Annotated in this window: 8 protein-coding genes; 7 read left to right on the forward strand and 1 reads right to left on the reverse strand. The window is 53.0% G+C overall.

The window, feature by feature from the left end; translation table 11 throughout:
* Window positions 1-19: 19 nt before the first annotated feature.
* Window positions 20-1,114, reverse strand: coding sequence for a BMP family ABC transporter substrate-binding protein (locus tag B3K89_RS03970; RefSeq protein ID WP_293893987.1), 1,095 nt, complete (start codon window positions 1,112-1,114; stop codon window positions 20-22).
* A gap of 490 nt (window positions 1,115-1,604) precedes the next feature.
* On the opposite strand from B3K89_RS03970, the gene B3K89_RS03975 reads away from it, so the two are divergent.
* The 7 genes from B3K89_RS03975 to B3K89_RS04005 all read left to right on the forward strand — a co-directional run bounded on the left by B3K89_RS03975 (window position 1,605) and on the right by B3K89_RS04005 (window position 11,901).
* A complete protein-coding gene (locus B3K89_RS03975; protein WP_293893990.1) occupies window positions 1,605-3,194 on the forward strand; it encodes a polysaccharide biosynthesis/export family protein in 1,590 nt (529 codons plus the stop codon).
* A gap of 11 nt (window positions 3,195-3,205) precedes the next feature.
* On the forward strand, window positions 3,206-5,764 hold the full coding sequence (locus B3K89_RS03980; RefSeq protein ID WP_345907091.1) for a GumC family protein: 2,559 nt from the start codon (window positions 3,206-3,208) through the stop codon (window positions 5,762-5,764).
* Between the two features lie 171 nt (window positions 5,765-5,935).
* Window positions 5,936-7,540, forward strand: coding sequence for a bifunctional aspartate carbamoyltransferase catalytic subunit/aspartate carbamoyltransferase regulatory subunit (locus B3K89_RS03985; protein ID WP_293893996.1), 1,605 nt, complete (start codon window positions 5,936-5,938; stop codon window positions 7,538-7,540).
* A 17-nt stretch (window positions 7,541-7,557) separates the two neighbouring features.
* Window positions 7,558-8,256: an orotate phosphoribosyltransferase gene (locus tag B3K89_RS03990; protein ID WP_293894000.1), complete on the forward strand. Its 699-nt coding sequence runs from the start codon at window positions 7,558-7,560 to the stop codon at window positions 8,254-8,256.
* A gap of 9 nt (window positions 8,257-8,265) precedes the next feature.
* Complete coding sequence (pyrF, locus tag B3K89_RS03995; RefSeq protein WP_293894003.1) at window positions 8,266-9,132, forward strand: orotidine-5'-phosphate decarboxylase; 867 nt, start codon at window positions 8,266-8,268, stop codon at window positions 9,130-9,132.
* Entirely contained in the window at window positions 9,129-10,862 is a 1,734-nt protein-coding gene (locus tag B3K89_RS04000; RefSeq protein WP_293894006.1) for an alpha-hydroxy-acid oxidizing protein, read from the forward strand. Before pyrF ends, B3K89_RS04000 begins: the two co-directional genes overlap by 4 nt.
* Window positions 10,855-11,901: a dihydroorotase gene (locus B3K89_RS04005; protein WP_293894009.1), complete on the forward strand. Its 1,047-nt coding sequence runs from the start codon at window positions 10,855-10,857 to the stop codon at window positions 11,899-11,901. The genes B3K89_RS04000 and B3K89_RS04005 overlap by 8 nt, the downstream gene beginning before the upstream one ends.
* Window positions 11,902-11,930: the final 29 nt, after the last annotated feature.

Below are 11,930 nucleotides of genomic sequence, written 5' to 3' on the forward strand. Positions count from 1 at the left end.
CTGAATCGAGGATTGATGGTTAGTTGACTCTGCCGATGACGCCTTCCACGAACCAATCCATGGTCAGCATGGCCTCATCGCTCATCTTCTCTCCGGCATTCTGGCGGACTTTGCCGGTGTTGTCCTTCAAGGCACCCCAGAAAACGTCCCACTTGCCGTCGTGAATCTCGGCCTGCTTGGCTTCAACCTGCTTGACGAAGTCTGCAGGTACGAGCGGGGAAATCGGGGAGAGATGGATCATCTCGTCCTCAAGACCACCCCAGTAGCTCTGGCTCTTCCAGGTCCCATCCAATACACTCTGGACAGCCGGAATCATGTAGTTGCCCCAGTTCCACATCGGGGAGACGAGAATGCGGTCGTCGCCGATCATACCGCGGAAATCGGCATTGTAGCCAATGGCGTATTTGCCTCTCTCGATGGCTGCCTTTGCAGGCTCGGTGGTATCCTGGTGCTGTGCGATGACATCACAACCCTGGTCGAGCAGGGCGATGGCTCCCTGTCTTTCCAAGGAAGGATCGAACCAAGTGTTGGTCCAAACAACGGTAACGGTGGCTTTCGGATTGATGGCGCGGGCGCCGAGAGTGAAAGCGTTGATACCGCGGACTACTTCAGGAGTGTTGTAAGCGCCGACATACCCGAGCTTGCCGGTGGGGGACATCTTGGCAGCAATCATTCCGGAGAGGTAGCGCATCTGATACATTCGGCCGAAGTAGTTTGACATGTTGTCATTGGTCAGGTAGCCGGAGCAGTGTTCGAAGTACACATTGGGGTATCTCTTGGCAACATTGAGCATGTACTGCTGATAGTTATAGGAGTTGGCGAAGATAACTTTACAGCCTTCGTCGATAAGGTTCTCCATAACCCGTTCGCTACTCTCGTTCTCGGGAATCCCTTCCATGCGGATGACCTGAATTTTGTCCCCAAAATGCTTTTCCATGGCGATGGTGCCTTGGTCGTGCATGTAGGAATAGCCCATGTCACCAGGAGGACTGATGTAGATGACACCCACTTTCAGCGGGGCATCTGCCGAACCGGCAGTTTCTTTTGTTCCTTGCGCAAAGGCGAAGGAAGAAACCAACAGCAGGATCAACAGAAGAACAATACCTTTTTTCATGATTCTCTCCTTAAAAAAGATTGCGTGATGGCGTTGATGGTACTAGAAGAACCTCAACTGTTTCAAATTATACGTGACGTTTTTCCTGCTGTCAAAACATTCTTTTGAAACATCAAAAGTGGTAAAACTCAGAGTTTTCTTAAAAAAAAGCGGAAAATTGAAAAAGTGCTTAAGAAATGTACTATTTACCGCAAAATGCAACAAAGTGAAAAAATTGTGTGCAAAATGATGGGGAATACAGAAAAATATGTTGCAGTTCAGTATTGTTGTTGCTTACCATATCCAGGAGAGCTGATTTATAAGCAGGCATATGATACAATTATGAAGTTCCCTGCAACAGTCATGTTCTTTTGTAATAGTTTTTACCCATTTGTGTTTTCTTGTATATATATCGTATAGATGCTTGTTTCACCTTTTGACAAATGGTACGATGGTATGCATCGCATTATACTGAATCCACAGATACTTCAGAAGTGAAGGATTTCATAGCATGAAGAAAAGTAGAACGACGTTTTCAATTCTTGTACTGTTGCTATTCGTGTGCGTTACCAGCCTGCAGGCACAAGATGCCGGGTTGGTTGTACGCTCCCCGCTTTTCGGCAGTGTCCCAAAAGAAACAACCGGCCAAGAAACCCTCGAAATACAAAGCTACGCAGCACAGCTTGGACTTGCCCAAGTACAGGTGGAGCTGGACGCGAATCAGCGGGTTCTCAGTGCTATCAGCAATCCCGCCTACCCGGTAACCCCCGGTGACACCTTCCGACTGGTGTATCTGGATGGAATGAAGACGGTCACGCTGGATTTGCAGGCGGATGACCAGACATCGGTTGCCATTCCCGGTTTGGGTGTCATCGATGGCAAGGGGCTCACCTTCCAGGAACTCAGGAAACGTATGCTCTCGATGGTGCAGACCTATCATAGTTTTTCAAATCCGCAGGTTGTATTCACCGGTACCGGTTCTTTCACCGTCTCGGTGGTAGGCGAGGTGGTGGGAACCAGGATAATACCTGCATGGGGGCTTTCCAGGCTGTCGGAGGTGGTTCAGAGCGCCAGTCCCTATGCATCCACCCGAGAAGTGGAAATCACCTCCGTTGATGGACAGACCAAAACCTATGACTTGTACCGAGCCCTGAAAAAGGGTGATCTGGCCCAAGACCCCCTCTTGAAAAGCGGTGATGTCGTTCGTCTCAAGCGGGCCGACAAATTGGTAAGCCTCGGGGGCAATGTCTACCAAGGCGGAACATACCAGCTGCTTGCCCAAGACAACCTTTCCACGCTTATTACATCGTACGGTGGGGGAGTGCTTGGCGGTTCCGATGTCCAGAACATCCGTTTGCAGCGGTACAACAGTGCAACCGGAATCTGGGACGTACACTACGTTGATCTTGTAAAGAATCCCGGCTTTGCATTGCAGCATCAGGACCAGGTCATTGTCGATACGCTGCCACCCAGCATGCAAAGTGTTACTATCGAAGGAGCCATTGCCACCAGCGAGGCTTTCGACACGCTCAGTTCCACCGCCTTGGTGGGCTATACTTCGGGCAGGATATTCTATCAATTTTATCCCGGGGAGACCCTCAAGCAGATGTTGTCTTCCATTGCTCCCCGGTTAATGACCGTCAGCGATCTCGATGGGGCGTACCTGTTGAGAAACACTGAGAAAATTCCGATCAAGGCCCAGCAGATTCTCTATGGAACGAGTGAGCAGGCTTCAATGCGCCTGCAAAGCGGCGACACGTTCATCATCCCCTTCAATCAGAGGTTTGTCACCGTCAGTGGAGCGGTGGTGCGTTCGGGTGTGTTCGCCTATGTTCCTGACAAAGGCATCAATTACTACATAGCCCTTGCCGGCGGCTTGAGCGACGATGCTACCTATCCAACTTCCATCAGTGTGTATGGGCCTGACGGCAAGAAGCTTGATTCCTCTTTGCCGATTGAGCCGGAGTCGACCATAGCGGTTGCAAAGAACACCTTTGTCCGAGACATCGCCCCGACTGTGGCGATCATCGGTTTGGTCAGTTCGATTCTTGGCATTGTAGCCACGATCGTCGATATCATTCTCAATGCCAAGTCCCTGTAGGAGGAGCACAGATGAGTCAACAAGAAGAGATGCTGAACACGCTTGCACCCTATGATTCAGGGGAGGAAGGCATCTCGATAGCTGAGTTGCTGCATATATTCCGTAAGCGGTTCCGCTGGTTTGTCATAGGCCTGGTCCTCGTTGTCGGCCTTGCAGTGGGATATTTGCAGATCGCTGTCCCTCAGTTTGAAAGCCAGGTCTCTGTGTTGGTGGAGCCGATCCAGAGGTCCTCTTCGTTTGAATCGTTGCTGAATGTTTCTGCGTCAACCACCAAGATTGCAACAGAAGTAGAACTGATCACCAGCCGCAAAAACATTGAGTATGCACTCGGGACCCTGGACTTGTCCTCCTACCGCAATGCAGATGGGATGGACTATCGCAGCAAGGATGTCCTTGGCGACGTCAAGGAACGGATCGTGGTTTCCACAGTCAAGGATACCAATATCGTCCGTATTGCAGTAACGGATGCAAATCCTGCCTTCGCCCGTGATTTTGCCAATGCCCTGGCGACAAGTTATGACTCCCTGCTGACCGGCATCGCAAAGAACTCCAAAACCGCCCAGCGCGAGTTCATTGAATCACAGATTCCTATCAATGACCGCGAGCTGTCCAGAGCCAGTGATGCATTGGGGGATTTTCGGGAGAATAGTGATATCATCCAGCTCACGGACAAGAGTTCCTTGTTGGTGGAGCAAATTTCCTATTACACGCTCCGACTTGAACCCTTGAAGCTGCAACTCAGGGAGTCGGAAGTTTTCATCGATACCTATAACGCTTCACTCAAGCAAGCCGGCGTTGAAGGTGTGCTGACTCTCGACCAGATAAAAAGAGACAGCGTGGTGATGGCCAAGCTATCAGATTTGAGCGCCTGGAAGACCGAACTTACGATGTATGAATCTCTTTCAAATCTGGCAGGGAATGCTTCAACGGCGGCTCCCTCAACCACCTTGGACTCCTCGTCGCGTATCTATGTGATCAACAGTGCCATCAATCAGGTTACCAAGGAGTTGCTCAACAGGGTCGCCGACTTGACCAGAAGCTATGCGAACGAGGCGAATACCCAGGCTATCGTACAGGCATTGACCACCGAGGTGGGCATCCAGGTACTCCAGCAACGTGGTGCCGTCTTTGTAGAAGAGCTTTCACAATTGCCCGTGTTGGAACGCCGACTCAGCGAACTGCAGCGCGATGTCCAGATTTACGAGGCCATCGGCCTCAAGCTCAGGGAGATGCTTGAAGAGGTGAAGCTCACCGAGGCTGCTGTCACCGGCAATGTAACCGTGGTCGATGCCGCCAACCTTCCGCTCAATCCCGTAAGCCCCAACAAGTTGCTGATTCTTGCTGTTGCATTGTTGCTTGGTGCAGCTATCGGCCTGCTGTTGACATTGGGAATCGAAGCTCTCGACGTCTCGCTGCAAAGCGAGCAGCAAATTCAAAAAATTGTCGGCAAGGATGTGCCTATTCTGGGTTGGATACCGATGATGAAAGTCTCCGAGAAAGACAAGTATCCCACCCTGTCGGTGTACAACGATCCGCTCTCCTTTGAATCCGAACGATTCAAGCTGGTCGCCAACATGCTGTACAACAAGACCGATAAGAAAGTCTTCTCCATCACCTCCTGTGCAATGGCTGAAGGCAAGAGCACCATCATCGGCAATATCGCCCTCGCCCTCGCCCAGATGGGTAGCAAGGTGCTGGTCATCGACGGTGACCTGCGGCTTCCCAGTATGGAGCGGTATTTCCGCCTCAAGCACAGGGAAGTTGGATTGGTTGACTTCGTCACCAAGAAGACAAAGCTTGAGGAGTGCCTGATACAGCCGTTTGAGAATACCCCCACTTTGCATCTGCTGCCTCCGGGCAACGCACCCTTGGTTCCTGCTGCAATCTTTTCCAACCCCCGTTACATCCAAGGTCTACAATATTTGGAAAAACTGTACGATTTCATCATCATCGATGCTCCGCCGTTGGATTCTGCAAGCGAGTTGCTCTCCATCAGCAAGCATGTCGACGGCCTTATCATCACCGTTCGCGCTGGTATCACCAGCAAAGGTTCGTTGTATGACTTGGTTTCGAACCTGAGAACCGCCAATGCTCCGCTGATCGGCTTCGTGTTCAACGGAGTGATCCCCGGGGCTACCTCAAGCTACGGGTATGGCTACGGCAGAAACTATGGGTATGGCTACTCTGCGTACCGGTATGGATATGCCCAAGGCCAAGGCACGGCAAAAAAGAAGAAGGCTAATATCCGAAGACGTTCCACTTCCTGGTATCGCAAGCAGTACAAGCTGGACCTTAAGGACCGCGGTAAAATTAATAGTGAACAGTTTGAGCCGATTCTTGCGTTCGGCGAGCATGCCGAGTACAGGACGCTGGAGGCATGGGCTGGAGAGCATGCAACTATGCACAGCACCGTTTTTCCTGAGGCCCGAACCAGCGGGTTTACCGATTCTCCTGCTGCCAAGGTGGAAGAAAAGCCTGTGGTGCAGCCTGTTCAAGATGCTGTAAAACATGACGGGCTTGGGGTCATTGAGAGAGATCCTGATGCTGTCGGAAAAAAAATAGAGCTGTGATACTGGACAGGATTGTCTCTCTCTGCTAAGGTTCTGAGAAGAAAATTCGGAGGGAGCCAATGGGTAGGAAACGATACAGAGCAGTGTGCCAATCCCTCACAGGGGGCATCCCATACAATATTGCATTGAGAAGTCGGTCGTAGGGCCGGCTTTTTTTTTGGAGGAGCGAAGATGGAACAACAAAATGTGTTTGCCTCAAGGTCGTTGTGTGTCATAGAGGACTTCTCGATCGAGGAGAGACTGTACCTTTTTGAGCAGGTTAAGATTCTCAAGACGGCAATGGAAAATCACGATGCTCAAACGCTCGATCGCTATCGGATCAATGACAAGGATTTCGGAATCTATGAAGTCTTCCTCGAGGATAGCACACGAACAAAGGAGTCCTTCCGCAATGCGGCTAATTTCCATCATGCAAAAGTCAGCGAACTGAACAGTGATTCCTCCTCGTTCAACAAGGGAGAGAGCTATGCCGATACCTTCTATACGCTCAGCGGCTATGCGAATACCATCTTCATCGTCCGCAGCAAGCTTGAAGGGGTATGCCGCTGGCTGGAGGACACCTGCTCAGCCTATGCCAAGCGGAACAAGCTCTATCGCAAACCCGCCTTCATCAATGCAGGGGACGGAAAGCATGAGCATCCTACGCAGGAGTTGTTGGATGAGTTCACCTTCCTTGAGGACAACAACTGGAGCAGCGATTCTTTGCACCTTGCCCTGGTCGGAGACCTCTTCCATGGCAGGACTGTGCACTCCAAGGCCGACGGCCTGACGATATTCAAGCACGTCAAGGTAGACTTGATAGCCCCAATCGAGCTGGCCATGCCGGAAACCTATGTGCAGAGAATGCGCGAAAATGGGTATGAGGTGAGAGTGTTCGAGTCCATCGATCAGTATCTTGAACAGGATGAGGTGGCAGACAAGTGGTACTTTACCAGACCCCAGCTGGAACGCATGGGCGATCGGATACTGCAGCGACAAGCCGAACTCAGACGCGCCATCACCTTCCGAAAGGAGTTCTTGGAATACATCAAGCCGGGAACCAAGTTCTATCACCCGCTTCCCCGGCACAAAGTCACTCCCACCATCCCCACCTTCCTCGATGATTCCGAGTTGAACGGCTGGGAGCGCCAGTCGATCAACGGTATGTACGTCCGCATCGTACTGCTCTCCATGATAGCGGGCAAAATCGGTGGCGAGTTCAAGCCCATCCGGCACAAAGAGGTGCAAGAGGAGGAGGATTACATCCAGGAAGTGGACTTGACAGCGCTTCCGGTCAAGGAGAAAGTTGTCAGTGAAGGAGTGCAGCCCATTCATGACGGATTGGTCATCGACCACATCTGCAGAGGGGACAAGCCCAGCGAAATCCGCGACCATATGCGCTTGATCAGCAGTGTTTTGGGACTTGATGAGGCCAAAGGCGGGGAGTGGGTCAGTACCGGACACAAGGACGGAGCGCTTTTCAAGGGAATCATTTTCCGCCCAGGCTCCTACGAACTGAGCCGCAAGCACCTCAAGCGCCTCAGCGCCGTCGCCCCGGGAAGTACGCTCAATCTCATCAAAGGTGGGAAGGTGGTGAATAAATACCGTTTGCACCTGCCTCCGCGTATCTATAATTTTGAAGACCTTGGATGTACCAACGAGGCATGCATTTCTCACCCGGACCAGAGCGAAGGGGTTCCGGCACGGTTTTACCGCACGTCAGACAATCGGTTTGCATGCGCCTACTGCGGGAAAAACCACACCTTCAAGGAAATCTGGAAGAGCAGGAACAAATAGGGTAGACTGGAAAGACCATGAAAAGTATTGCTGAAATAACAAATCATTACGGGCCACAGTTGGCAACTATGGCTTTGGACTTGGGAGCCATCAAGCTGCAGGTCCAACAGCCGTTCACCTGGGCGAGTGGATATCGCATGCCGATTTACAACGACAACCGGAGACTGCTTGCATCACCAAAGGCGCGGAGCTTGGTTTGCGATGCCTTTTGTGCAATGCTTGATTGCCTCGATTTCGATGTAGAAAACATAGCCGGAACGGCTACTGCCGGCATACCTCACGCCACCACTTTGGCCGATCGGCTTGGCAAGCCTTTGAGCTATGTACGCAGCTCGGGCAAGGATCATGGGTTGGCTCAGCAGATTGAGGGGTTGGGCCAGAGCGGCTCCTATGAGGGGGCGAAGGTCCTTCTGATTGAAGATCTGATCTCCACCGGCGGCTCCTCAATAAAGGCGGTCGAAGCCATTGTGAAGGCCGGGGGTGTCTGTCCATACACCTTGGCAATCTTCACTTATGGTTTCGATGCAGCGGTCAAGGCATTTGAAGCGTTGGAGCCTCAAGCCGCGTTCCATACCATTCTTGACTACGATGTGATGGTGGACAGCGCCTTGCGAACAGGGTATGTGGACAGTGATGAAGCCAGGCTTTTGTCACAGTGGAGAGAGGACCCCTTTGGTTGGGGGGAGAAACACGGGTTCAGTCAGGTCGTGAAATAGGGAGACAGCATGGAGTACGGAGCATTACTTGAAGCGAGTGCAAAGCAGGTGGGCAATATCGCCTGCATGGGTTTGGATCCCCAAAGAGAGTCGTTGCCGTTCGACAGCGGTGACATCCGAACGGATTTGAATGCATTTTTCCAGCAGCTGTTCAGAAGAATGGCTCTCTCCGGCCTGATTCCTGCAGCGTTCAAACCAAATATCGGGTACTACCAGAGTCTGGACAAACCCCGGGAGGAGGACTTTTCGGGAAGCCTGGCCCTCGCCGATGTCCTGGACTTGGTAGAGAATTTTTTTCCCGGCATCCCGGTGATTCTGGACAGCAAGCGCGGGGATATCGCCCGAAGCAGCCTCAATTATGCAAAGGAGGCCTTCGATGCATGGGGAGCCGATGCGGTGACTGTTGCTCCGTACATGGGCAGTGATTCACTCAAGCCTTTCCTTGATTTTGAGGACAAAGGAGTGTACATCCTCAACCGCACCAGCAACCCGGGAGGAAAGGACTTGCAGAACCTGCTGCTTGCCGACCAAAGGCCGTTGTATCTCGAAGTGGCGGCCCAAATCGCAGCATACAATGAAAAGCGCGGCTGCACCGGAGCGGTAGTGGGAGCAACCAACCTTGAAGAGTTGGCCGATATCGCCGTTTTCTATCAGGCTGAAAGGGTACCCTTGTTGATCCCGGGCGTGGGCAGCCAAGGCGGCTCGGCAGTACAGGTCATGCATGTGCTTCGCAGTACCGGCTATCCGCTGGTCTTGGCCAGGATCAACAGTTCAAGCGCCCTCACCCATCCTTGGAAGAACAACCCGGTTCCTGATGATTGGTTGGAAATCTGTGAAGCAAACCTGCGTCAGCTGGTCAGGGAGACCGCCCTATGAAGGATGTTCTCCAAGCTTTGAGTCGTCGACATCTTGAACGCAACAAGGAAGTACTATTGACTACCGTCAGTGGCGTAGCTTCTACAAAACCTGCCTTGATAACCTATTTCGATACCAAGGTGCCGAGTATCGGCATCATTACGACCAAGAGTTTTCAGGTCGAAGTGAACCCCGGCAACCGCGAACCGGTCATCTGTGAGACCGAGCGGGGCAACTTTGGAAACTCCGTCGGGCTGCGCAATCCAGGGATGGAGCAGGCGTTGTACGAGCTGAGAAAGCTCAGAGGCGAGCATGTGTTCAATGCATTCTTGAATGTTTCGCTATCGGCTGACAGCATCGAGGATTTCATCACCTTGGTGAAGGCCTTCGACGAGGTTGCCGATATGGTTGAATTGAATTTTTCCTGTCCGCATGCCTCGGCCGGGTATGGCGCTTCCATCGGCTGCGACCAATCGATTGCCGCCGAATATGTGCGTTCGATCAAACAAGCCACTTCCTTCTGCAAGGCTCCCTTGTTCATCAAGTTGACTCCCAATGTCCAGGACATCGGTTCAATCGCCAAAGCAGTGATGGAAAGCGGTGCCGACGGTTTGGTGGCTATAAACACCGTCGGGCCCATTGTGCACATCGATCCGGTAAGCGGCCGGCCCATTCTCCAAAACAAGCTGGGGGGCAAGGGCGGCTGCAGCGGCAGACAGGTATTTGCAACCGCCCTGGATGCGATCAAGGCTATCCGGAGTGCTTGCGGTGATGAGATTCCGGTCATCGGAATGGGCGGAGTCAGTGAAGGCCGGGAGGCTGCGCTTCTGATAGAGGCGGGGGCCGATGCCGTAGGCATAGGGTCGGCCTTGGGTACGGTGGACCAAAGAGATTGGCCTGCCTATCTGGCTTCAGTCAAAGCGGAGGCAAAAGCCCTGTTGCAGTCCAGTGGAGAGATGGTCAGCCCCTCTTCGGGCTCCTTTCTCATCGGTGAACGTCAGATGGCCTATGCGAAACATGTGGTGACCGACTTTAAGCAGTATGGCAAGGATACGGTGATCATTGAGCTGGATGGCAGGCTCGACTGCAAGGCTGGTCAGTTCGCGTTCCTGTGGTTGCCCATGGTAGGAGAGAAACCTTTCTCGGTGGCACACAATGAGCCGTTGACCTTCATCATCAAGAAGCGGGGCCCGTTCTCGGAAGCCCTTTGCAACCTTCGTGTAGGATCAGAGCTGTATGTGAGAGGCTTGTACGGGGCACGATTGGAGAACAGGCCTTCCAGGCAAGCGCTCCTGATAGCCGGCGGTACCGGGGTGGCTGTATTGCCATCGCTTGCCCAACAACTGAAGGAGCAGGGAACGCACATGACCATTCTCATCGGAACCAGCGAGGAGGTGACGGGAAAGGCCCTGCTTGAGGACGAGCTTGCTGCTTTCGGCTCGTTTACCTGCATTGCCGATGCAGGGCGGCCGGGCAGGGTGCTCGATCTGCTCGATACCATCGAACTTGACCCTCAAACATCGTGTTACCTTGTTGGTCCGGAGATCTTCATGGCCATAGCAAGCCGAAAGCTGTTGGGGAGGAACATCGCTGAAGAGAACCTCTATCTTTCGATGGAACGAATGACCTTGTGTGGTATCGGCATGTGCGGAGAGTGTGCCTGCGGCGATCGGCTTACCTGTCGCTGGGGTACGTTCATGCGATATGACTACCTGAAGCAGGAAGCGAGTGAGTTGCTGGCCTATGATTGATCCTCATGTGCACCTCAGGGACTGGAATCAGGCAGACAAGGAAACCTTGCAGCATGGGATGGAGGTCGCCCTCCAATGCGGAATCGACGAGGTGTTCGACATGCCCAATACCAGCCCCCCGCTTACAACCGAGGCTGCAATTCTGAAACGCCTTGAGGATGCCGATCGATGCAGGACGGGTGTGCGCTACCACCTCTGGGCCGGGGTGACCTCGGACCCAAAGCAGGTGGAAAGCATCGCCAAGCTTGCCAAAGCGCTTTTCCCCTCCGTAATCGGGTTGAAAATGTTTGCAGGACATTCGACAGGCCATATGGGGCTTGTCGACGAGCAGATGCAACGAGAGGTCTATCAAACTCTGACGGATGCGGGGTACGAGGGAATGGTGGCTTTGCATTGCGAGAAGGAGGCCCTGCTCAAACCCGCCTTGGAGGATGAGCGGGATTTTTCCAGCCATAGCCTGGCCAGGCCTGTCGAGGCTGAGGCGGCCTCCGTACGTGACCAGATCCGGCTCTCATCCGAGGTTGGATTCAAAGGGCATCTGCACATCTGCCACCTCAGCAGCATCGAGGCGCTGGGCATCATCGAAGAGGCCAAGCGTGAAGGCAGGCGCATCAGCTTGGCTGTCACTGCCCACCATGCATTGCTCTGCAGCAAGGATGCCAAGGATCATAGCCTGTATGCAAAGATGAATCCTCCGCTGCGCAGTGAAACCGAGCGGAGCTCGTTGTTCGCCGCTCTTCTCGAGGGAAGGGTGGACTGGATCGAGACCGATCATGCACCGCATACCCTTAGGGACAAGGAAGGCGGAGCAAGCGGGATTCCCGGCTTCAGCGGCTTGCTTCTGCTGGTAAAACAGTTGATTGAACAGGGGGCCGAACATTCGCTGCTCACCCGGCTGCTGGGTTCGAGGGTTTTGCAGATTGCAGGCCTGCCTGAACGGGAAATCAGCATCCCCGCCTACGATCAGCTCTCCGACCTCTCTCTTGCTGCCGCACGTGCGTATCCGTACGACAGCTTTTCCACGTTGCGATTGCGTTAGCACCAACCCTCCTGTATACTACTGCAGTC

This window comes from Sphaerochaeta sp. UBA5849 (genome assembly GCA_002432715.1).
Lineage (GTDB): Bacteria > Spirochaetota > Spirochaetia > Sphaerochaetales > Sphaerochaetaceae > Sphaerochaeta.

Excerpts from the sequence above, each read along its gene's own strand:
- B3K89_RS03970 (WP_293893987.1), bottom strand. The coding sequence starts at position 1,114 with ATGAAAAAAGGTATTGTTCTTCTGTTGATCCTGCTGTTGGTTTCTTCC.
- B3K89_RS03975 (WP_293893990.1), top strand. The coding sequence starts at position 1,605 with ATGAAGAAAAGTAGAACGACGTTTTCAATTCTTGTACTGTTGCTATTC.
- B3K89_RS03980 (WP_345907091.1), top strand. The coding sequence starts at position 3,206 with ATGAGTCAACAAGAAGAGATGCTGAACACGCTTGCACCCTATGATTCA.
- B3K89_RS03985 (WP_293893996.1), top strand. The coding sequence starts at position 5,936 with ATGGAACAACAAAATGTGTTTGCCTCAAGGTCGTTGTGTGTCATAGAG.
- B3K89_RS03990 (WP_293894000.1), top strand. The coding sequence starts at position 7,558 with ATGAAAAGTATTGCTGAAATAACAAATCATTACGGGCCACAGTTGGCA.
- pyrF (WP_293894003.1), top strand. The coding sequence starts at position 8,266 with ATGGAGTACGGAGCATTACTTGAAGCGAGTGCAAAGCAGGTGGGCAAT.
- B3K89_RS04000 (WP_293894006.1), top strand. The coding sequence starts at position 9,129 with ATGAAGGATGTTCTCCAAGCTTTGAGTCGTCGACATCTTGAACGCAAC.
- B3K89_RS04005 (WP_293894009.1), top strand. The coding sequence starts at position 10,855 with ATGATTGATCCTCATGTGCACCTCAGGGACTGGAATCAGGCAGACAAG.